This is a genomic window from Bacillus sp. JJ1474 (genome assembly GCF_036965225.1).
GTDB lineage: Bacteria > Bacillota > Bacilli > Bacillales > Cytobacillaceae > Cytobacillus.
In genome coordinates, this window is the sequence record NZ_JBALPC010000038.1 from 1 (window position 1) to 22,076 (window position 22,076).

At 41.9% G+C, this 22,076-nt stretch carries 22 protein-coding genes and 1 pseudogene; all 23 read left to right on the forward strand.

Features of this window, described 5'->3' with window-relative positions; genetic code table 11:
* The first annotated feature begins 543 nt into the window (after window positions 1-543).
* The 23 genes and pseudogenes from spoIIR (at window position 544) to V7164_RS05965 (ending at window position 21,505) form a co-directional block, all read left to right on the forward strand.
* The gene (gene spoIIR, locus V7164_RS05860; RefSeq protein ID WP_335353617.1) at window positions 544-1,209 is read left to right on the forward strand and encodes a stage II sporulation protein R; all 666 of its coding nucleotides are present in this window, start codon (window positions 544-546) and stop codon (window positions 1,207-1,209) included.
* Between the two features lie 187 nt (window positions 1,210-1,396).
* Complete coding sequence (locus V7164_RS05865) at window positions 1,397-1,840, forward strand: GNAT family N-acetyltransferase (protein WP_335353618.1); 444 nt, start codon at window positions 1,397-1,399, stop codon at window positions 1,838-1,840.
* Window positions 1,841-2,016: 176 nt separating this feature from the next.
* Window positions 2,017-3,054, forward strand: a complete 1,038-nt coding sequence (locus V7164_RS05870; protein WP_335353619.1) for an L-threonylcarbamoyladenylate synthase — start codon at window positions 2,017-2,019, stop codon at window positions 3,052-3,054.
* Window positions 3,055-3,337: 283 nt separating this feature from the next.
* The gene (locus V7164_RS05875; protein WP_335353652.1) at window positions 3,338-3,889 is read left to right on the forward strand and encodes a manganese efflux pump MntP; all 552 of its coding nucleotides are present in this window, start codon (window positions 3,338-3,340) and stop codon (window positions 3,887-3,889) included.
* A gap of 406 nt (window positions 3,890-4,295) precedes the next feature.
* The gene (locus V7164_RS05880; RefSeq protein ID WP_335344846.1) at window positions 4,296-4,730 is read left to right on the forward strand and encodes a low molecular weight protein arginine phosphatase; all 435 of its coding nucleotides are present in this window, start codon (window positions 4,296-4,298) and stop codon (window positions 4,728-4,730) included.
* 145 nt (window positions 4,731-4,875) lie between these two features.
* Window positions 4,876-5,115 (forward strand): annotated as a pseudogene (locus V7164_RS25655) (HAMP domain-containing protein); the annotation flags it as partial.
* 12 nt (window positions 5,116-5,127) lie between these two features.
* Complete coding sequence (locus tag V7164_RS05885) at window positions 5,128-6,054, forward strand: methyl-accepting chemotaxis protein (RefSeq protein ID WP_438824090.1); 927 nt, start codon at window positions 5,128-5,130, stop codon at window positions 6,052-6,054.
* Window positions 6,055-6,196: 142 nt separating this feature from the next.
* A complete protein-coding gene (rpiB, locus tag V7164_RS05890) occupies window positions 6,197-6,637 on the forward strand; it encodes a ribose 5-phosphate isomerase B (RefSeq protein WP_335344848.1) in 441 nt (146 codons plus the stop codon).
* Between the two features lie 436 nt (window positions 6,638-7,073).
* Window positions 7,074-7,649 carry a TIGR01440 family protein gene (locus V7164_RS05895; protein WP_335353620.1) on the forward strand — a complete coding sequence of 192 codons (576 nt, stop codon included), beginning with the start codon at window positions 7,074-7,076 and terminating at the stop codon, window positions 7,647-7,649.
* Between the two features lie 186 nt (window positions 7,650-7,835).
* Window positions 7,836-9,077 carry a serine hydroxymethyltransferase gene (gene glyA, locus V7164_RS05900; protein WP_335353621.1) on the forward strand — a complete coding sequence of 414 codons (1,242 nt, stop codon included), beginning with the start codon at window positions 7,836-7,838 and terminating at the stop codon, window positions 9,075-9,077.
* Window positions 9,078-9,515: 438 nt separating this feature from the next.
* Window positions 9,516-10,145 carry a uracil phosphoribosyltransferase gene (upp, locus tag V7164_RS05905; protein ID WP_335344851.1) on the forward strand — a complete coding sequence of 210 codons (630 nt, stop codon included), beginning with the start codon at window positions 9,516-9,518 and terminating at the stop codon, window positions 10,143-10,145.
* Window positions 10,146-10,455: 310 nt separating this feature from the next.
* Window positions 10,456-12,693 carry a S8 family serine peptidase gene (locus tag V7164_RS05910; protein ID WP_335353622.1) on the forward strand — a complete coding sequence of 746 codons (2,238 nt, stop codon included), beginning with the start codon at window positions 10,456-10,458 and terminating at the stop codon, window positions 12,691-12,693.
* 271 nt (window positions 12,694-12,964) lie between these two features.
* On the forward strand, window positions 12,965-13,186 hold the full coding sequence (locus V7164_RS05915; protein ID WP_335344853.1) for an AtpZ/AtpI family protein: 222 nt from the start codon (window positions 12,965-12,967) through the stop codon (window positions 13,184-13,186).
* A 6-nt stretch (window positions 13,187-13,192) separates the two neighbouring features.
* Window positions 13,193-13,567 (forward strand): ATP synthase subunit I, encoded by a 375-nt coding sequence (locus tag V7164_RS05920; protein WP_335353623.1) that lies wholly within the window; start codon window positions 13,193-13,195, stop codon window positions 13,565-13,567.
* Between the two features lie 23 nt (window positions 13,568-13,590).
* Window positions 13,591-14,301, forward strand: a complete 711-nt coding sequence (gene atpB / locus V7164_RS05925; protein ID WP_335344855.1) for a F0F1 ATP synthase subunit A — start codon at window positions 13,591-13,593, stop codon at window positions 14,299-14,301.
* Between the two features lie 79 nt (window positions 14,302-14,380).
* Window positions 14,381-14,593, forward strand: coding sequence for a F0F1 ATP synthase subunit C (atpE, locus tag V7164_RS05930; RefSeq protein WP_019153961.1), 213 nt, complete (start codon window positions 14,381-14,383; stop codon window positions 14,591-14,593).
* Between the two features lie 136 nt (window positions 14,594-14,729).
* Complete coding sequence (gene atpF, locus V7164_RS05935) at window positions 14,730-15,242, forward strand: F0F1 ATP synthase subunit B (protein ID WP_335353624.1); 513 nt, start codon at window positions 14,730-14,732, stop codon at window positions 15,240-15,242.
* Window positions 15,239-15,775, forward strand: coding sequence for a F0F1 ATP synthase subunit delta (locus tag V7164_RS05940; RefSeq protein ID WP_335353625.1), 537 nt, complete (start codon window positions 15,239-15,241; stop codon window positions 15,773-15,775). The genes atpF and V7164_RS05940 overlap by 4 nt, the downstream gene beginning before the upstream one ends.
* Window positions 15,776-15,799: 24 nt before the next feature.
* Complete coding sequence (gene atpA, locus V7164_RS05945; RefSeq protein WP_335344858.1) at window positions 15,800-17,311, forward strand: F0F1 ATP synthase subunit alpha; 1,512 nt, start codon at window positions 15,800-15,802, stop codon at window positions 17,309-17,311.
* 103 nt (window positions 17,312-17,414) lie between these two features.
* Window positions 17,415-18,272, forward strand: coding sequence for a F0F1 ATP synthase subunit gamma (locus tag V7164_RS05950; RefSeq protein ID WP_335353626.1), 858 nt, complete (start codon window positions 17,415-17,417; stop codon window positions 18,270-18,272).
* 97 nt (window positions 18,273-18,369) lie between these two features.
* Window positions 18,370-19,791: a F0F1 ATP synthase subunit beta gene (gene atpD / locus V7164_RS05955; RefSeq protein WP_335353627.1), complete on the forward strand. Its 1,422-nt coding sequence runs from the start codon at window positions 18,370-18,372 to the stop codon at window positions 19,789-19,791.
* Between the two features lie 22 nt (window positions 19,792-19,813).
* Complete coding sequence (locus tag V7164_RS05960) at window positions 19,814-20,221, forward strand: F0F1 ATP synthase subunit epsilon (protein ID WP_335344861.1); 408 nt, start codon at window positions 19,814-19,816, stop codon at window positions 20,219-20,221.
* Between the two features lie 576 nt (window positions 20,222-20,797).
* A complete protein-coding gene (locus V7164_RS05965; RefSeq protein WP_335353628.1) occupies window positions 20,798-21,505 on the forward strand; it encodes a DNA alkylation repair protein in 708 nt (235 codons plus the stop codon).
* Window positions 21,506-22,076 lie beyond the last annotated feature (571 nt).

Below are 22,076 nucleotides of genomic sequence, written 5' to 3' on the forward strand. Positions count from 1 at the left end.
CATAGTGAGTGTTTCTGCCAGTCCAAGGTCAAAACGCTCGTCATGAAGTCTCCATAGTGAGTGTTTCTGCCAGTCCAAGCCCAAAACTCTCACCATAAAGGCCCAGAGTAACGCTATCCCAAAAAATCAGCACAATCCCAAATCAAAAGCCCTTAGAAAAATTCTAAGGGCTCCTTGATTTATGTCTTCTGTTCTTCAGGCACTAAAATTTGTCCCTTTTTACCGGTTTTCAGCAGGGTTTGATGGGTCGCTTCCGATAGCTCGATAAGCTTATATGGCTTAATTAAAAAGTCGTTGGCCCGAGGGATAATCCCTTCTAAATCGGTTGAGATAAAATTTTAATAGAATGAAAGAATCCCCATCTATGGTTAATCATTTCCCTATCAAACAAAATATAGTCTTCACACAATCATTCGTCAATCCCTTTTTCTGTGTCTGAAAAATGTTATTTTTTTGCTGATGTTTTAAGTAAATTTTTTAATTTTACTAGTTTAAGATTTCGGCTCCTTGACCACAATGAGTTAGTGAAGGGGCGTGGAGAATATGAAAACAAAAACAGCGGTAAATTTATATATGATTATCTTATGTATTGGAACTATTTTAAGTTTATATATACCACAAAGTGACACATTGGCGGAAGATCAGCTTGTCATTCCAAATGAGGCGATACGTTTAAGAATTCTAGCAAATAGTGATAGAGAAGCTGATCAAGTACTAAAGCGTCAGGTGAGAGACGCGGTGAATGAGGAAATTACTAAATGGGTAGCAGAATTAACATCTATTGATGAGGCAAGAAGTTTACTTCGATCCAAGCTGCCAGAAATTCAAGCAATCGCAGAAGAAGTGGCAGCGGAAAACCAATCAGAACAAGAGGTTAAGGTGAATTTCGGCAAGGTAGACTTTCCAACGAAGCTTTACGGGCAATTCCTTTATCCAGCAGGTGAATATGAAGCCATCCTGATTTCACTTGGTGACGCGCAAGGAGCTAACTGGTGGTGCGTATTATTCCCGCCGCTTTGCTTCCTCGATTTCTCAAATGGGGTAGCGGTAAGTGATGGATTTGAAGAAGATGGAACGAAAGAAGCGGCGGCCGCAGAAAACAAGCAGGAGAAAGAAGAGAAGACACCTCCAGTCTATACGGAAGAGGACGAACAGCCTGTGAAAGTTAAATTTTTCTTAGTCGAGCTTTGGGAGAAAATTTTCGGATAAGGAACTGGGTATCTGTTCAAAAATATGATTTTTTTGCACATAAAGACTTGTTAACGACAATTTTATTTTCCACAGAAGCAGTTCTACTATCTCTATTTTTTCATATGAATATAGTAAGTTTCTACATACTTAATAGAACAGAATGGGATGAAATTTACTAATAGAATATGATGAACGAGGTGGAACGATGGCGGCTTTCATAAGATGTGCAGTGGCGGAGGATGTTGAGAGATTAACAAGTTTTTTGGCAGAGGCGAAACTTAATACAGATGGACTAGCGGAATCCATCGATTATTTTTTAATCATGGAGAATGATCAAGGGAATGTGAAAGCCACGCTTGGGATTGAGCCATTAGGGACAAGGGGATTGCTCCGCTCTCTTGCCATGGCAAAGGATATGTCTGAAAACGAGCTATTCGTCCTTTTCGAGCAGATCCTAATGTTAGCAAGAGACAGGAAGTTGCAATCTCTTTACCTCTCCTCCAATAAAAAAACCTCGCTGGCCTTTTTTCAGCTGTTAGGTTTTAAAGAAGTGAATAAGCTGAGTTTGCCACAGGAGCTCTATGAATCCGATCATGTAAAACATATTTTAACTGTGGACAACTCATTCTTTTTGACATTATCCCTGTAAAATGTGGATATATTGGCGAAGTTATGCACAAATTCGAGTTATCTATCCACAAATTGTGGATAATACTTGAGTTATCCTCCATCTTCTTTTATACTTTCAAAAGTAATTAACATATAAAACAAGTAAACAAAGGATTTTTTTTACGATATTAAGGTGCCAAAAGAAGGTGGAGCATTATGAATACGAAAAGATGGTCAGTGGATAAATATGTGGATGATCTCGAAAGTTATCCACAAATCGCACAGGTTGCTGACCTTTTAAAAAATAATGAAGTTGTAGCATTCCCGACAGAAACGGTTTACGGCTTGGGTGGAAACGCGGAAAATAGCGAGGCTGTAGCGAAAATTTTTGCAGCCAAAGGAAGACCGAGTGATAATCCACTGATTATCCACATTGCGGAGGACCAACAGCTTAATGATTTTGCGGAGGACATATCAGATCAGGCTAAGCTGTTGATAAAGGAATTCTGGCCAGGTCCGCTTACCCTTATTTTTAAAAAGAAAGAGGGAATGCTTTCAGATCAGGCGACAGCAGGCTTATCCACAGTTGCTGTTCGTATGCCGGATCATCCTGTTGCGTTAGCCATCCTGAAGAGATCGGGCCTTCCGATTGCCGCACCGAGTGCAAATCGCTCAGGAAAGCCAAGTCCGACAACCGCTGAGCATGTGTGGGAGGACCTAAACGGGAAGATTGCGGGAATTGTGGACGGTGGTCAAACGGGTGTGGGTCTGGAATCGACCGTATTGGATTGCACAGAAGAAATCCCCGTTATTTTGCGGCCGGGTGCAGTGACAAAGGAACAGATAGAAGCCGTGATTGGTGAAGTGTCCGTTGATGCAGCGCTCCTGGATGCAGGTCAGGCGCCGAAATCTCCGGGAATGAAATACCGCCACTATGCTCCAGATGCACCGCTATATTTAGTGGATGGATCAAGAGAGTTTATCCAAACGCTTGTGGATAAGAAGAAGGAGGAGGGGTTGACCGTTGGGGTGTTAACAACTGTGGAAAACCAAGCCTTCTATCAAGCGGACTATGTCGTACCTTGTGGACAACGGGAAAATCTTGAAACCGTTGCGAGCTATTTATATGAAGCATTAAGGAAATTCAACAATACAAACGCAGATATTATCTATAGCGAAATGTTCCCGAATGAAGGAGTCGGCGTTGCCGTCATGAACCGCCTTTTGAAGGCAGCGGGGCATCGCGTTATTTAATGGGATGAGGGATAGGACCTCGTCTCATTTTTTTGTAGTCATGGGGTCTATTTTTCCCCGGGGGATATGGCCTAACCCCTCGCTAGGTTGGGTCACTCGGTCCATTTTGGTTCGGGGAACTGACCTATTGTTCGCTGATAAGGGTTACTAGTCCCGCTTTTTTTAGGAGGCTATGGTCAGGACCCTTGTTATTGAGGAGGATTCCCAAGCTTTTATCGCTTTTCGATTCTAAATCCACTTGGACATGCATATGTTGAAATAGCAAGTCCAAGGAGGAGAAATGATGGCAGGTTTATTCGGAGAAATACTAACACTTACGATTATGGCATTCGCTCTAGCGATGGATGCTTTTTCAGTGGGCTTGGGGATGGGCATGTATAAGCTCCGCCTTAGACAAATATTCAAAATTGGAATGACCATCGGCTTTTTCCATGTTTGGATGCCTCTCTTTGGAATAATTGCAGGGAGATTGTTATCAGAAAAATTCGGTGCCATTGCCACCTATGTCGGCGGCGGGCTCCTGCTCATATTAGGTATACAAATGGTCTGGTCAGGATTCCAGAAGGAAAAAAGCAGCATGATTACGCCAGTGGGACTAGGCTTAATGCTCTTTGGTTTCAGCGTAAGCTTAGACAGCTTTTCTGTTAGCTTAACCCTAGGAATTTACGGGGCCAAAACGTTGTTAGTTTTGACAAGCTTCGGCGTAACCGCTACCGTCCTAACGTGGCTCGGCCTGCTCGTAGGCAGAAAGGTCCAGGGCTGGCTCGGCACTTATAGTGAAGCCCTTGGCGGAAGCATTCTTTTTGCGTTTGGGATTAAGCTTCTATTGGGGTAGGGAGCAGCGCTGCGGATTCGTGTACGGATTTGATAAACAATCTTTTCGGAAAGGATGGTGACTATCCTTTCTTATTTGTTGTCTCCCAAAAAAGATTTTACATTATAAGCGTTTGGAAGGATAAAGTCGAGAAAGGCTTACATTAGTCCGTTCAATGTAAGTGTTTAGATGGATAAAGCGAAAAAAAGCTAACATAGGAGTGTTCTATGTAAGCGTTTGGAGGGATGAAGTCTCAAAACACTAACATAGGGTCATTCAATGTAAGCGTATTGAGGGGTGAAGACGCCAAAAGCTAACATAGCCCCGTTCAGAGTATAGTTTTTCTAATTATTATAAAAATTTTTCACATACAATACTATTGAATCTGGGAACTTTGGCTTATAATGGAATGAAAGGAGGCGCAGCTATGACTCGAATTTTATTTGTGTGCACGGGGAACACATGTCGGAGCCCGATGGCTGAGGCCATTTTGAGGAATATGGGGATTTCTGGTGTAGAGGTGAAATCTGCAGGCGTTTATGCTCAAGATGGAAGCGATGCGTCCGAACATACACGAACGGTTCTGGCGGAAGAAGGAATCGACTTGGATCATCAAGCTGCCATGATCAACGAAAGCCTAGTGAATTGGACAAGCTGTATTTTGACCATGACGGAAAGCCATAAGGCCGCAGTCACTCGGATGTTTCCAAATGCCTCGGGAAAAACATTTACGTTGAAGGAATTTGCCGGAAATGATGGGGACCTGGATATCATAGATCCTTTCGGGGGTCCCGTTGAAATGTATCGAAAAACCTTCGATGAGATGAAAATAGCTTTATCGGAAATAATAAAAAAATTATAAAGCAAATATTTTTTTCAGGGGGAGCATAATGGGGGAAAAGCAAAGATACAAATTTGGGTTGAGAAAGAAACTTGTATGTTTTATTACAATTTTAGCCATCATTACGTATTCAACAAGTGCATTCTTTATTTATTTCCTATACCCAATGATCAAAAATTCATTGCCTTTTAATGAGGTCCTTTTCAGCGTTATTACATTAAGCTTAGGCATTATTTGGTCGGCGATTTTGGCCTTTTTTGCTGCGGGCTTCATTATAAAGCCATTGCAAAAGCTAGAGAAAATGGCATTAAAAGCTGCGCAAGGGGATATTCAAGAGGATGTGGAGTTAGCGAAATCTGATGATGAAATTCGCTCACTTGGGGTTGCCTTTAATGACATGCTTGCGAATTTAAGGGAAATGGTTCAAAAAATTGATGAGAACTTTCGCGAAACGAATGATAAGGTAATCGCGATTTCCAAGGAATCCTCTTATGCGGCAGAGCAAGCTAATTCCATTGCTCGAACGATCAATGAAATCTCACTTGGAGCTGACAATTCAGCGATTGCGATTCAGTCTACTGCGGAACTAGTTGAAGATGTAATTAGCATCGCGGAAGAGGTTCAAGAGAAAGCGAGAGCTTCTGTATCCGTTTCGAGTGAAATGGTTCAGGATCTTCATGATTCGAAAAAGGTGATTCATTCTCTCGTATCAGGCATTGAAAAGCTTGCCAATGAAAATCAGGAATCTCTGCAAACGGTTATTCGTTTAGAGGAGAATGCTAGAAAAGTAGAGCAGATTATTCAGCTTGTCGGTGACATTGCCGCTCAGACGAATCTACTTGCCCTAAATGCTTCCATTGAAGCAGCGCGTGCCGGGGAGCATGGGAAAGGGTTTGCCGTTGTCGCGGAGGAAGTAAGAAAGTTAGCTGACGAAAGTGCAACCGCGGTTCAAGGAATTTCTGAATTAATTTCGAATATCCAAGCTGAGGTTCAAAATGTCGTTAAGCAAATTTCTGAGCAAGTCGAGACCGCTAACAATGAAGCGAAAAAAGGGACAGAAACGAATATAGTCATCGAGGAAATGACGAAAACCGTCAACGAAATGGCTTCCTTCGTTTCAGCCATTACCGATTTGGTCGACCGTCAAATGGAAAGCATTCAACATACATCCACACAATCTCAAGAGGTAGCAGCGATTGCAGAAGAAACCTCTGCAGGTGCTCAGGAAGTGGCAACAGCCACAGACCAGCAAAACGAAGTCATGTCGAATGTCGAAAATCTAGCCAATGAACTAAAGGAACAAGCAGAAAAATTAAAGAATACAATTACGAGATTTCAAATTTAGTAGTGGAGAGTCTTCTGTTTCAGGAGGGCTCTCTTTTTAACTACTCCCACAAAATCGTCCCCTTGCACACTTCTCATTTCTTATGTCAAAATAACAGTATACTTAAAAAAATTAGTGTTTCTGATAAATAGGAGGATTATATATGAAGGTAGCAATTGCATCAGATCATGGCGGCATTCAAATTCGCGAGGAAATTAAAGGGCTCATGACAGAAATGGGCATTGAATTTGAGGACTTTGGCTGTGATTGCGAAACATCTGTGGATTATCCGGATTATGCATTGCCTGTTGCTGAAAAGGTAGCGAAAGGTGAGTTTGATAAAGGGATTCTTGTTTGCGGAACTGGAATCGGGATGAGCATTGCAGCAAATAAGGTGAAGGGCATCCGCTGTGCACTCGTTCATGATACCTTCAGTGCGAAGGCAACACGTGAACATAATGACAGCAATATGCTGGCAATGGGGGAACGCGTCATTGGTCCAGGGCTGGCACGTGAAATTGCGAAGGTATGGCTGACAACGGAATACGAAGGCGGACGCCACGAAAACCGCGTTGGAAAAATTAAGGATTACGAAAATAAATAAGGTGAAGCTTCCGGTTATTGGACAGGTTCTCTGGAAAACGCTGAAACCTGTACAGAAAGCTTGACTTGTTGGACAGGTTCTCGGAGGAATCATTGAAAGCTGTCCATGAACCTTGATTTATTGGACAGGTTTTCGGAAAAACATAGAAAGCTGTCCATGAACCTCGATTTATTGGACAGGTTTTCGGAAAAACATAGAAAGCTGTCCAAGAACCTTGATTTGTTGGACAGGTTCTTGGAAAAGGATAGAAAGCTGTCCAAGAATGTTGATTTGTTGGACAGGTTCTTGGAAAAACGCTGAAAACTGTCCATGAACCTTGATTTATTGGACAGGTTCTTGGAAAAACGCTGAAACCTGTCCAGAACATTCAACAGCTGAGGTTAAGGCCTGTTTTATCAAAAATAAAAAACGAAGCTTCCGAAAGGGTGAGCTTTTTATGACGGAATTGATTCAAGTTTGGGAAAAACAGCTAACAGATATTATTCAAGATTTTAGTGAGCAAGTGTCCCTTGATCAGCGGCATATTTTTGTGATCGGCTGCAGCACAAGTGAGGTGGCAGGGAAGAGAATCGGAACGGCTGGTACTGAACAGGTAGCCGAAATGATTTTTTCAAAACTAAAAAGCTTTAGTGAAAAAACGGGTGTGGCTCTCGCCTTTCAATGCTGTGAACATTTGAACCGCGCTTTAGTTATCGAGAGGCAAACAGCGGAGCGGAATAGTCTTGATGAAGTAACCGTGGTTCCGGTTCGTACGGCTGGCGGAGCTATGGCAACGTATGCGTTTGAGCATTTCGAGGATCCGGTTATGGTCGAACATATTAAGGCGGATGCGGGAATCGATATCGGCGATACTTTCATCGGCATGCATATGAAGCATGTGGCTGTTCCAATTAGAACTGCTCAGAAATCGGTTGGTGATGCGCATGTAACATTAGCTAAAACGAGACCGAAGCTGATCGGCGGTGTAAGAGCGGTATACGAGAGAAAAGCGGAAAATGAATCATGCCAATAAGGGTATTGTGGTTTCTTTACAAAAGGAAAGTATTACATCATGCAGTGCTTTCCCTTTTTAAATTGCTAAAGAATATATAATCTTCTTTTCACAAACAAAACGTGATAATATATAATAGAATTTTCAAAAATGGTAGAGTGTATATATTTTTTTGAAAATAGATGAAGGAAAAGGGAGGCCTGCTAGATGAAGCATTTAGCAAAGCAAGATGAGCTAGTTTTCAAATCCATTCAAGATGAGTTAGGACGACAAAGATCAAAAATTGAATTAATCGCTTCTGAGAACTTTGTGAGTGAAGCAGTTATGGAAGCACAAGGATCTGTGCTAACAAATAAATATGCAGAAGGCTATCCAGGCCGCCGCTATTATGGCGGATGCGAGCATGTTGATGTTGTGGAGAATTTAGCTCGTGACCGTGCGAAGGAAATTTTCGGAGCTGAGCATGTGAATGTACAGCCGCACTCTGGTGCCCAAGCGAACATGGCTGTTTACTTCACTATTTTAGAGCCAGGCGATACGGTTCTTGGTATGAATCTATCTCATGGCGGTCACTTAACACATGGCAGCCCTGTAAACTTCAGTGGAGTTCTATACAATTTTGTTGAGTACGGTGTTGACGAAAAGACTCAAATGATCGATTATGATGTGGTTCTTGAAAAAGCACGCGAACACAAACCGAAGCTAATCGTTGCGGGTGCAAGTGCTTATCCACGTGCGATTGATTTTAAACGTTTCCGTGAAATCGCTGATGAAGTGGGAGCTATTTTAATGGTGGATATGGCTCACATCGCTGGTCTTGTAGCAGCTGGCTTACATCAAAACCCAGTTCCTTATGCAGATTTTGTTACGACAACTACTCATAAAACTCTTCGCGGCCCACGCGGCGGTATGATTCTTTGTAAAGAAGAATACGCGAAGAAAATTGATAAATCCATCTTCCCTGGCATTCAAGGCGGTCCATTAATGCATGTGATTGCGGCGAAAGCTGTTTCATTTGGCGAAGCGCTTCAGGATGACTTTAAAACATATGCAGGCAATATCATTTCTAATGCGAAGCTTCTTGGGGAATCTCTTCAAAAAGAAGGAATCAACCTTGTTTCTGGCGGAACAGACAATCATTTATTGCTAATTGATTTGCGTTCACTAGGCCTAACAGGAAAAATTGCTGAACATGTTCTTGATGAAATCGGCATCACTGTGAACAAGAATACAATTCCATTCGATCCAGAGAGCCCATTCGTAACTAGCGGTATCCGCATCGGTACAGCTGCCGTAACATCTCGCGGATTCGGGGAAAAAGAAATGCAAGAGATTGCATCCATTATTGCTCTTACATTGAAAAACCACGAGGACGAAGGCAAGCTTGAGGAAGCTAGAAATCGTGTAGAAGCTTTAACAAGCAACTTTACATTATATCCTGAATATTAATCTATAAAAAGCTCGGGTCAGATCCTATTGTAATGGGTCTGGCCTTTTTTGGTGATTAAATCCAAGGGGAAAGCGGTTGAAACGGATTTTTTTAGCCCATTATGATAGTTTATCACCAAGATTGGCTGCTTTTTCAGCAAAAAGAAAGATTATCAGCAGATTCGTTACTTTGTCAGCCAATTTCAAAAACCTGCTAATCCCCGATTGATTCTACTCATATTATGAAAGTTCCATAACAATTTAGAATCAAAGTTGCCGTGTGAAAAGTTTTTCTGTAAAATTAGACGAAGTGCAAGATGAAGAAAAATGTCGAAGATAGAATAGCTTCCTTATTGTTGCTAACCCTATTGGAGAAATGGAAAGATTTTTTCGGGAGGTTGTAAGGAAGATTCTTCATTTATAGGAGCATGTCTAAAATAAAAAAGGAGAGATTTTTACATGGCAAAAGTATACGTATTTGATCATCCACTAATCCAGCATAAACTTACATACATTCGCGACAAATCTACAGGGACGAAGGATTTCCGCGAGCTTGTTGATGAAGTAGCCACTTTAATGGCGTTTGAAATTACGAGAGATATGTCATTAGAAGAGGTTGAAATCGAGACGCCGATTAGCATGACAAAATCAAAGGTCCTTTCTGGGAAAAAGATTGGGATCATCCCTATTCTTCGTGCAGGAATTGGAATGGTCGATGGAATCTTAAAGCTAATCCCTGCTGCAAAGGTCGGCCATGTTGGGTTATACCGCGACCCAAAAACATTGCAGCCGGTAGAGTATTATGTGAAACTGCCTAGCGATGTGGAAGAAAGAGACTTCATCGTCATTGACCCAATGCTTGCGACAGGCGGGTCCGCTATTGAAGCCATAAATTCCTTGAAAAAGCGTGGCGCAACCCATATTAAATTCATGTGCCTAGTTGCGGCACCAGAAGGAGTCGAGGCGCTTCAACAAGCTCACCCGGATGTAGATATTTATATCGCAGCCCTAGATGAAAAGTTAAATGACCACGGCTATATCGTTCCTGGACTAGGGGATGCAGGAGATCGATTGTTTGGAACGAAGTAAAGCTTCTTTTTGAAGACGTGCTATTAAATTGCCTATTGTAAAATGGACGAGGCTGTAAATCTGTTTGGCGATGGGGCTGAATCGAGAATTTAGCCGATCATCCAGAAGAATATAAGCCTAATTAATAGTGATTAAACTGGTCCTGATAAAGGGCCAGTTTTTTATTAGGAAATCACTAAACATAGGAGTGTTCAATGTAAGAGTTTTGTTTAAGTCTCGAGAAAAACACTAATCCCTCACCAAACTCCCAACAATCCCCCGCATATTTCCCCTCTATAAAGAAAACCCTATGAAAAAAGGGTGATGTCATATGAAAAAACAAAACATTTTCTTACCTCTCATGTTCATGCTATTGTTCCAATCAACCGCATATGCACAAACACTGCATCACCCTCCCATCCCAATGGAATCTTCACAGGACAAAAAGGTATCCATCATCATTCTGGAAAAAGAAAAAAGCGAGCAGGAAATCAAAAAGCTCATCCAATCTATACCTAAGTTGGAATTACGGCATATTTACAAATACGCTTTTCACGGATTTTCGGTAAAAGGCATGCAGGCGGATATTGATCAGCTTTCCAAGATAGCTGGTGCAAAAATGGCTTCCCCCGTTAATACCTATAAGGTTCATGCGGACGAAAGTGTGAAAATGATTGGAGGAGAAGAGGTCAGGGGCTTTTTTGATGCCAAGAATCGGCGATTAACGGGAAAAGGCGTTAAGGTGGGCGTGATTGACACAGGGATCGATTATACCCACCCAGACTTAAGGGTCAATTATGGGGGCGGTTTTGATTTAGTTGATGGGGACAACGATCCGATGGAAACTCTGTCTTCGCAAGGGGAGGGCACCCTCCATGGGACGCATGTTGCGGGGATCATTGCCGCAAACGGAAAAATTCGCGGGGTTGCACCGGAGGCCACCATTATTGCCTACCGGGCACTTGGGCCAGGGGGGAGCGGAACCACTGAGCAGGTGATAGCAGCCATTGATCGTGCCATAAAGGATAAGGTGGATGTTCTAAACCTATCGCTCGGAAATAATGTGAACGGTCCTGATCTTCCGATAAGCCTAGCTTTAAATAAAGCAGTGGAAAAGGGGATTACGGCTGTAACGTCTTCGGGAAATTCGGGCCCGAATAGCTGGACAGTCGGTTCGCCCGGCACAGCCTCCAAAGCAATCTCAGTTGGTGCTTCGACCCCTTCCTTAAACATTCCATATATAGATATTGCCGGCCAGAGGTTAAGACTCGAGCCTCTTCAAGGATCTGAAGAGTGGGATTTTAATAAATCCTATGAAATCATCAAAGCAGGATTAGGGAAAAAGGAAGAATTAAAGGAGGCAAAGGGTAAAATTGTGCTCCTGGAAAGAGGAGAACTTACTTTTACAGAAAAAGCGATAAATGCCTATGAAGCAGGTGCCGTTGCTGTCATTATTTACAATAATACGAAAGGTGCCTTTTTTGGCAACTTAGAGACGGATGTTTCGATTCCTGTCACGGCCCTGTCAAAAGCGAACGGTGAAAAAGTAAAAAGAGAAATAGCTAAAAACAAAGTATTTGCCAGAACTCATATTATTGAGGAAAAGGATATTCTTGCTGACTTTAGCTCCCGCGGTCCTGTGACCTCCACATGGGAAATAAAACCTGATGTGGTTGCGCCAGGGGTCGCGATTAACAGCACTGTACCTGGCGGGTATTTGCCTTTACAAGGTACGAGCATGGCGGCACCACATGTAGCGGGAGCCTGTGCATTAATTAAGCAAGCCCATCCAGACTGGGGTCCTGAGGAAATTAAAGCTGCTCTTATGAATACCGCAAAACCCATTTTCAATCAAAAAGGAAAGCTGTACCGGACATTCGAGCAAGGCTCCGGGAGAATTCAAATCGAACGGGCACTAAAAACCAATACGTTGGCTACGCCGGGATCCCTTCAATTCGGGAAGTTTCAACTCGCTGACAGCCTGCATGAGCACTCAAGCTATGTGACGATCAAAAATATCGGAACAAAAGGTCAATCCTATTCATTTTCGATCCCGCCTGCCGAAAATGGCCTGAGCTGGAAATTTCCTTTATCCTTCTTTTTAAAGCCAGGTGAGAAAAAGAGAGTGGAAATCAAGCTTTCTGTAGATCCGGAGCTGCTAAACAAAAAGATATATGATGGCAATATTATATTAAATGCGGGTTCACAAACAATCAACCTGCCATATCTTTATGTCCTTGAGGAACCTAATTATCCGCGGGTGATGGGATTTGGTTTAGGAAAAGGGGATAAAAAGGACGTGTATCGCTATGAAGTGTATTTGCCAGGAGGAGCGGAGGAGTTCGGGATTGCGATGTTTGAAGCAGAAAGTCTTCGCTTTATTGGATTTTTAGACTGGAAAAGGAACGTTGGAAAAGGGCAGCTTTTACAGGAAATCGACAGTCAACAGCTTCCGGACCCAGGTCTGTATCTGATCAAGGTTTTTGCCAAAAAGGCGGGAAAAGAAGATTCCATTGAGTCATATCTTTTCATTCAGCCGAATGGACAATTGGTTGTGCAAAATAGCTAAATAAAAAGAGCGTAACAAAAGTGCGCTCTTTTTGTCAATAGATTTTGCGAAAATTAAATTGTGATAATTGTGTGAACATACCATATTTCCATCATTTTCAATGTGACTTTTTTCACTACAAACACATTGACATTGACAAGTGCCTATTGTATGCTTACAAAGGGTGTAAATGGCAGGGTTTTCAAAATGAAAAAGCAGTCATGGATCCCGTTATTATTGACTTTTTTAGTGATTCGCTTACCGTTCTCTTATATGGAGAGGATGCGTTTTCATGCGTCAAAAAAATCGCAGTCCATTTATCGCAATGGGTTTAATGTCTGCTATTCTTTCACAATTAGTCGGATCTGTCTTAATTGGTATTTTTGTAGGAAGATGGCTAGACAGTAAGGCAGATACTGAACCGCTATTCCTTATTATAGGATTATTTCTCGGCTTAGCAACAGGAATTTTTGCTATGACTAGATTAATTCAACATTTTTTCACAGGAGAATAAAAGACCATGCCGGAATTTAAATTGATGTTCATTAGGCAACGAAAATACATATTTTTACTGTTGTCCATTTATGTTCTTGGCTGGGGATTTACCTCTTATCAATCTATTTTCCTAGGGCTTATCTTAGGAACATCCTTAAGCTTATTTAATTTGTGGCTGATGGCGAGAAGGGTTGATAAGTTCGGACAAGCGGTGGAAAAGGGAGGAAAGGTGCGTTCCTTAGGGATGGTTTCCAGGATGGCATCGGCCGTTTTAGCGGTGATGATCGCGATGAAGTATCCGGAAAATCTGCACCTGATTAGCGTAGTTTTTGGATTAATGACAGCCTATATTGTCATTATGATAGATTATTTTCTTCAATCTTTTCATTTACGTAAATAGTGGGGAAGAGAGGTGAAACACATATGCATCATGAAGCTCCTATAGGTGAGTTTATGGGCTTATCATTTAACTTGGCAAACGTTTTGATGATCACAATTGCAAGTGCTGTTGTATTCATCATTGCACTTCTTTCCACCCGTCGTTTAGCCATGAAACCAACCGGAATGCAGAACTTCTTCGAGTGGATCATGGATTTTGTCAAAGGAATTGTCAATAGTACGATGGATTGGAAAACTGGCGGTAGATTCCATATATTAGGAATTACTTTACTTATGTATATCGCTATATCCAACTTTTTAGGGCTTCCGTTTTCAGTTGTCATTAATGATTATTTATGGTGGAAATCTCCTACAGCTGATCCGGTTATTACCCTAACTTTAGCAACGATGGTTGTTGCCCTTTCACATTATTATGGCATTAAAATCAAGGGTATTAAGGAATACGGACGTGATTTTGTAAGACCGATGCCGTTTTTATTTCCTCTTAAAATTATTGAGGAATTTGCCAATACCTTGACACTTGGTTTGCGTCTTTATGGTAACATTTTTGCGGGTGAAATTTTGCTTGGGCTTCTTGCTGGAGGTCTGGCAACCGGATTTTGGGGTCATATTGGAGCCATCATCCCAACGCTTGCTTGGCAAGGGTTCTCTGTTTTCATTGGCGCCATTCAGGCATTTATCTTTACAATGTTAACAATGGTTTATTTAGCTCACAAAGTGAGCTCGGACCATTAATATATATACCTGTTCATCATTATGAACAAACACGAATAAACAAAAAAATATTTATACAATTTTAAGGAGGAACTTAATAATGGGTCTTATAGCAGCAGCAATCGCAATCGGTTTAGCAGCACTAGGTGCCGGTATCGGTAACGGTCTTATCGTTTCAAGAACAGTAGAAGGTATCGCTCGTCAGCCAGAAGCACGCGGTATGCTTCAAACAACAATGTTCATCGGGGTTGCGTTAGTAGAGGCGATTCCTATCATCGCGGTAGTTATCGCGTTCATGGTTATTGGCGGCTAATAACGAGTTAAAATGTTCCAAAATGGCGAAGATCATTCTATGAGAACCTTCGCCTTTCCTTTATGTCTATATTCCTGAAAAATTCGTTTTCATATACACAGAAACTTGAGAGACTCTTGAAGGGAGTGAATCGAAGGTGTTAAATAGCAGTTTAGTATTAGGAGTTGCTTTTAACGGCGGAGATATTTTATTCCAGCTTGTGATGTTTATTGTTTTACTGGCTCTGCTTAAGAAGTTTGCCTGGGGTCCTTTAATGGGCATCATGAAGCAGCGTGAAGAGCATGTAGCAGGTGAGATTGAAGCAGCTGAACAAAGCCGTCAAGAAGCGAAAAAGCTTTTAGAAGAACAAAGAAATCTGCTTAAACAAGCACGTGAAGAAGCGCAAGGTCTAATTGAAAGCGCTAAGAAGCAAGGTGACTTGCAGCGTGAAGAAATCATTACGGCGGCTCGTACTGAATCCGATCGTATTAAGGAATCTGCGAAGCTTGAAATCGAGCAGCAAAAAGAAAAAGCAGTTGCAGCTATTCGCGAACAGGTAGCTTCTCTGTCTGTCTTAATTGCATCTAAAGTGATTGAGAAGGAACTAAGCACGGAAGACCAAGATAAGCTAATTAACGAATACATTCAAGAGGCAGGAGAAGTGCGATGATAGGCTCCACAGTAGCAAAACGCTACGCGTTGGCTCTTTTCCAGCTTGCAAATGAACACCAGCTTCTTGATCAAATAGAAGAAGAGCTTCGTGTAGTTAGGAAAGTAGTAAACCATAACTCCGACTTAAAAGCGGTTTTAAAATCTCCTAAGCTTCCAATGGAGAAGAAAAAAGAAATGATTAAAGATGCTTTTGCATCATTGAACATTTATGTATTAAATACGCTGATGATTTTAGTAGAACGCCATCGTGAAGATCATATTTCCGATGTGGCTGATTATTTTATAAGTCTTGCAAATGACGAAAGAGGCATTGCAGACGCGACTATTTATTCCATTCGCCCGTTATCTGGGGCTGAAAAAGAAGCTTTATCTGCATCTTTTGCAGCTAAGGTTGGAAAGAAATCACTTCGTATTGAAAATATTATAGATTCTAATTTACTCGGCGGCATCAAGCTTCGAATCGGAAACCGAATTTTCGACGGCAGCTTGCGCGGTAAGCTAGATCGTTTAGAACGTCAATTATTAGGCTAAGATTCGTAGATAGGGGTGAAACTCATGAGCATCAAAGCTGAAGAAATCAGTGCGCTGATAAAAAAGCAAATCGAAAACTATCAGTCGGAAATTCAAGTGAGTGATGTAGGTACGGTTATCTCTGTGGGTGACGGTATCGCACGTGCTCATGGCCTCGACAATGTCATGGCTGGAGAACTTGTTGAATTTTCAAACGGCGTTATGGGTATGGCACAAAACCTTGAAGAAAATAACGTCGGTATCATTATTCTTGGACCTTTCACAGAAATTCGTGAAGGCGATGAAGTACGCCGTACAGGACGCATCATGGAGGTTCCGGTTGGAGAAGAACTAATCGGACGCGTGGTGAATCCGCTTGGACAGCCAGTTGATGGCATGGGTCCAATTAACACAACGAAGACTCGTCCTATTGAAGCTAATGCTCCAGGTGTTATGGATCGTAAATCTGTACACGAGCCGCTTCAAACGGGAATTAAAGCGATTGACGCATTAGTGCCAATCGGACGCGGACAACGTGAGCTAATCATCGGTGACCGTCAAACTGGAAAAACATCTGTTGCAATCGATACAATCCTTAACCAAAGAGACCAAAACATGGTTTGTATCTATGTGGCAATCGGACAAAAGGAATCTACTGTTCGTAATGCAGTAGAAATGCTTCGCAGAAACGGTGCATTAGATTACACAATCGTTGTAACAGCTTCTGCATCACAGCCTGCTCCATTATTATTCTTAGCTCCTTATGCTGGGGTAACAATGGGTGAAGAGTTCATGTACAACGGCAAGCACGTTCTTGTTGTGTATGATGACTTAACGAAACAAGCGTCTGCTTACCGTGAGCTCTCCTTATTATTACGCCGTCCTCCAGGTCGTGAAGCGTATCCAGGGGATGTATTCTACTTGCACAGCCGTCTGTTAGAACGTGCAGCTAAATTAAGTGATGCAAAAGGTGCTGGTTCAATCACAGCATTGCCATTTATCGAAACTCAAGCAGGTGACGTTTCTGCTTATATCCCAACAAACGTTATTTCCATTACTGATGGACAAATCTTCTTACAGTCAGATCTATTCTTCTCCGGAGTACGTCCGGCGATCAATGCAGGTCTTTCTGTATCACGTGTAGGTGGATCCGCACAAATCAAAGCGATGAAAAAGGTTGCAGGTACACTGCGTCTTGACCTTGCTTCTTACCGTGAGCTAGAATCATTTGCCCAATTCGGTTCTGACCTTGATAAAGCAACACAAGCGAAATTAAACCGTGGTGCCCGTACAGTTGAGGTTCTTAAGCAGGATCTAAACAAGCCGTTAAAAGTTGAGAAGCAAGTTGCGATTCTTTACGCACTTACTCGCGGCTTCCTAGATGATATTCCTGTACATGATATTCGTCGTTTCGAATCTGAGCTCCATGCATGGTTAGACCATAACCGCAAAGATTTGTTAGACCATATCGTTACAACAAAGGATCTTCCTGCAGATGATGATATGGGTGCTGCCATCAATGAATTCAAGAAAACATTCGCAGCATCTGAAAAATAGAAATTCTCTATTATAAGGGTCTGACATTAGGAAAGCAGAAAGTGCCTGGAAATATCTAGGTGCTCTCTGCTGGACATTCTTTGAAAAAGGGTGGTGAGAACCTGTGGCATCATTACGTGATATAAAAACTCGTATTACTTCTACGAAGAAAACGAGCCAAATTACAAAAGCAATGCAAATGGTATCTGCTGCGAAAATGAGCCGTGCAGAAATGAATGCAAAATCATTCGTTCCCTACATGGAAAAAATTCAAGAGGTTACTGCCTCCATCGCAATTGGAAGCAAGGATTCAAATCATCCAATGCTAACAAGCCGACCAGTGAAGAAAACGGGCTACTTAGTCATCACATCTGATCGTGGTCTTGCTGGAGCTTTTAACAGTAACGTTTTAAGGCATGTATACCAAACGATTCAACAACGCCATAAATCAAATGATGAATATTCAATCATTGCCATCGGCCGTAATGGACGTGACTTCTTTAAAAAGCGCGGTATGAATGTCATTCTTGACATTGTAGCTGTAGCTGATCAGCCTGAATTTGCTGAGATTAAGGATATTACGAGCAAAACGGTTGGCATGTTTACGGATGAAACATTTGATGAATTATATATGTACTATAACCACTACGTCAGTGCAATTCAACAGGATGTAACCGAGAAGAAGCTGCTTCCTTTAACGGATATTTCAACTTCAACAAAGCTTACATCTTATGAATTTGAACCGTCAGCAGAAGAAATTCTAGAAGTATTGCTCCCACAATATGCAGAAAGCTTAATTTACGGAGCCCTTTTAGATAGTAAAGCTTCTGAGCATGCCGCAAGGATGACGGCTATGAAGAGTGCCACGGATAATGCGAATGAGCTTATTAAATCTCTAAGCCTAAGCTACAACCGTGCTCGTCAAGCAGCCATTACGCAAGAGATCACAGAGATCGTTGGCGGAGCAGCTGCGCTAGAATAGTAATAAAACACTTTCTTAACTTAAATATATTTGGCATCTGCTCCCGAATTAAGTTTGGGCGAGGCGCCAACGCATTTCTTTATTAGGAGGGAAAAAGATGAACAAAGGACGCGTTCTTCAAGTTATGGGTCCGGTTGTTGACGTAAAGTTCGAAAGCGGTCAGCTTCCTGAGATCTATAATGCATTGACAATCGTAAATCAAGCGCGTAACGAATCTGAAGTTAACATCAATTTAACCCTTGAAGTTGCTCTTCATTTAGGTGATGATACCGTTCGTACCATTGCGATGTCTTCAACTGACGGCTTAACGCGCGGCAGTGAAGTAGTAGACACGGGTGCTCCTATTTCTGTTCCTGTTGGGGACGTAACTCTTGGTCGTGTATTTAACGTATTAGGTGATAATATTGACCTTGATGCACCAATTCCTGCAGAAGCACGCCGCGATTCCATCCACAGAGAAGCGCCGAAATTCGAGCAGCTATCAACTGAGGTTGAAATTCTTGAAACTGGAATTAAAGTAGTAGACCTTCTTGCACCATATATTAAAGGTGGAAAAATCGGTCTATTCGGTGGTGCCGGTGTAGGTAAAACCGTTTTAATCCAGGAATTAATCAATAACATCGCTCAAGAGCACGGCGGTATTTCCGTATTCGCTGGTGTAGGTGAGCGTACTCGTGAAGGTAACGACCTTTATCATGAAATGACAGATTCAGGCGTTATTAAGAAAACAGCGATGGTATTCGGTCAGATGAACGAGCCGCCTGGCGCACGTATGCGTGTTGCTTTAACTGGTCTGACAATGGCAGAATATTTCCGTGATGACCAAGGACAAGACGTTCTTTTCTTCATGGATAACATCTTCCGTTTCACACAAGCAGGTTCTGAGGTTTCTGCCCTATTAGGCCGTATGCCTTCTGCGGTAGGTTATCAGCCGACACTTGCTACTGAAATGGGTAAATTACAAGAACGTATTACTTCAACGAACGTTGGTTCTGTAACTTCGATCCAAGCGATTTACGTACCAGCCGATGACTATACGGATCCAGCTCCAGCAACAACTTTCGCTCACTTAGATGCAACAACGAACCTTGAGCGTAAGCTTTCTGAGATGGGTATCTATCCAGCTGTGGATCCACTAGCTTCAACATCTCGTGCATTGTCAGCAGAGATTGTTGGAGATGAGCACTATCAAGTGGCTACTCAAGTACAGCAAACATTACAGCGTTATAAAGAATTACAAGATATTATCGCGATCCTTGGTATGGATGAGCTTGCAGACGAAGACAAGTTGATCGTTGCCCGTGCGCGTCGTATCCAGTTCTTCTTATCACAAAACTTCCACGTTGCTGAACAGTTTACTGGTCAGCCAGGATCATACGTACCTGTTAAAGAAACAGTTAATGGTTTCAAAGAAATTCTTGAAGGAAAATATGACCACCTTCCAGAAGATGCATTCCGTCTCGTCGGCCGTATCGAAGAGGTTATCGAGAAAGCAAAGAACATGGGCGTAGAGGTCTAATTTCGGTCCAGGAGGGTAAAAAATGAAGACGATTAAAGTCAGTGTTGTTACTCCCGATGGCCCGGTGTATGAATCAGATGTGGAAATGGTAAGCACAAAAGCTCAAAGCGGTGAGCTTGGAATTTTACCTGGCCATATTCCAATGGTTGCACCGTTACAAATTGGAGCTGTCCGTTTAAAAAACGGCGGAAATACAGATTTCGTAGCAGTTAGCGGCGGCTTTCTTGAAGTTCGCCCTGACAAAGTCTCGATTTTAGCACAATCAGCTGAACAAGCAGACAGCATTGATATCGAGCGTGCCGTCCGCGCCAAAGAACGTGCTGAGCAGCGTCTCAACGACCAAAAGCGCGACAACGTCGACTTCAAACGAGCTGAACTCGCTCTTCAACGTGCCATCAATCGTATCAAAGTTTCAGAAAAACACTTCTAATCATGTTACCAAACACTCTTCAGCTGCGGCTGGGGGGTGTTTTTTGTTGTATAGGTCGCGCGGAAGTTTTTTTTGCTGCTTTTGGGGGGCTGTATGTAGTAAAAAGAGTATTATATCGCCGTTTAGATTTTTAAGTGAGTGGTTAAGGAAGTTAAGAAAGCTTTATAACACCCTTCGGGTAGAAAAAAGAGTGGTGAGGGTAGTTAAGAAAGGTTTATAACACCCTTCGGGTAGAAAAAAGAGTGGTGAGGGTAGTTAAGAAAGCTTTATAACACACCCTTCGGATAGAAAGATGAGTGTTGAGGGTAGTTAAGAAAGCTTTATAATACCCTTCGGGTAGAAAAATAAGTGTTGAAGGTAGTTAAGCGATGCTCATAACACCCTTCAACTAAAAAATGCATGCAGAAGGTCAATAAGCACGACTCATAATTAAAGGGAGTCAGTTTTATATATGGAATCGCTGTCATAGTGAGGATTTGAAGGATTTTACTTTTAAAAAAAGAATTATAGTTTATGATCTTTCAAAAAATGAAATGATGATAGAAAGTCAGCTTGTTAAAATTGGAGGGAAGATGGATGACCTACACTGAAATAATGAAAATGCTTGAAGAATTAGGGACGGAGCAGACGAAAAAGACGTTGATCCGTCATGGGGCGGTGGAGCCGCTCTTTGGGGTAAAGGTTGGAGATATGAAAAAACTTGTGAAATTTGTGAAAAAGGATCAGGAATTGGCGTTGGCTCTGTATGAATCGGGGAATTATGATGCAATGTATTTAGCGGGTCTTTCGATCAATCCAAAATTAATGACAAAAGAAACTTTACAAGACTGGGCGAGGAAAGCACTTTGGCATGCGCCTGCTGAATATACCGTTTCCGGAGTAGCTGCGGAAAGTGACTATGCTCTGGAACTAGCGAAAGAATGGATAAAATCTGAAGATGAAATGATTGCCGTTTGCGGATGGAATACATATGCAAATTATTTGTCTATTACACCAGATGATTTATTAAATTTAAACGAAATTAGCGAATTGCTCCATCAGGTAAAAACAACTATCCACGATGAAAGAAACCGGGTCCGCTACGTAATGAATGGTTTTGTCATATCTGTAGGCTCCTATGTTCAAGCATTATCGACTGAGGCAAAAAAGGTTGCAGAACATATCGGAAAAGTGAATGTTGATGTAGGAAATACCGCTTGCAAAGTCCCGTTAGCAACCGATTATATTAAAAAAGTAGTAGATATGGAGCGGGTTGGAAAAAAACGAAAGACTTGTATATGTTAGAAGGTAAACAGTTTTGCTTTAACACAAGGCTGTTTTTCTATGTTAATTGGCCTGAATTTCATCGTTATTGTGATATTTGGCGAACCGACATTCATATAGATGATTAGGACCAAGTATTCATTAAAAATGCTTGGTCATTTTTTTAGCCATTTTATAATAAGAGTAGTATAAGAGATGAAAAAAATTGGCTTGATAAAAACAGGTTCAAAGTTGATTTTTCTCACTGACAAGAATGTCGAAATCATATTAAATGGGAAGAGGAATCGTTCATAGATTTGTCAGTTTTTGTTGGAATTTTTGGGTGTGTGTAAGGGGGTGTCGTTTTATAGTTAAAATGATACTTATAGTTCCCTTTTTCCAGTTGGCTTAGGGGAAGTTTTCAGGAGGGTGCGGGAGTTCGCATTTGCGTCATCTTGATGTTGTTCGGGGGAGTGATTCTGGGATGACGCAAATGCTCAGGGGGAGGGATTTGTGTCGATAATCGAGGTGGCTTTCTGGAAATTCTCTCTCTGCGAGGTGCTCTCGCACCTCTGGCATCAGCTCCGCTGCTGCACCCACAGAACAAAGCTTT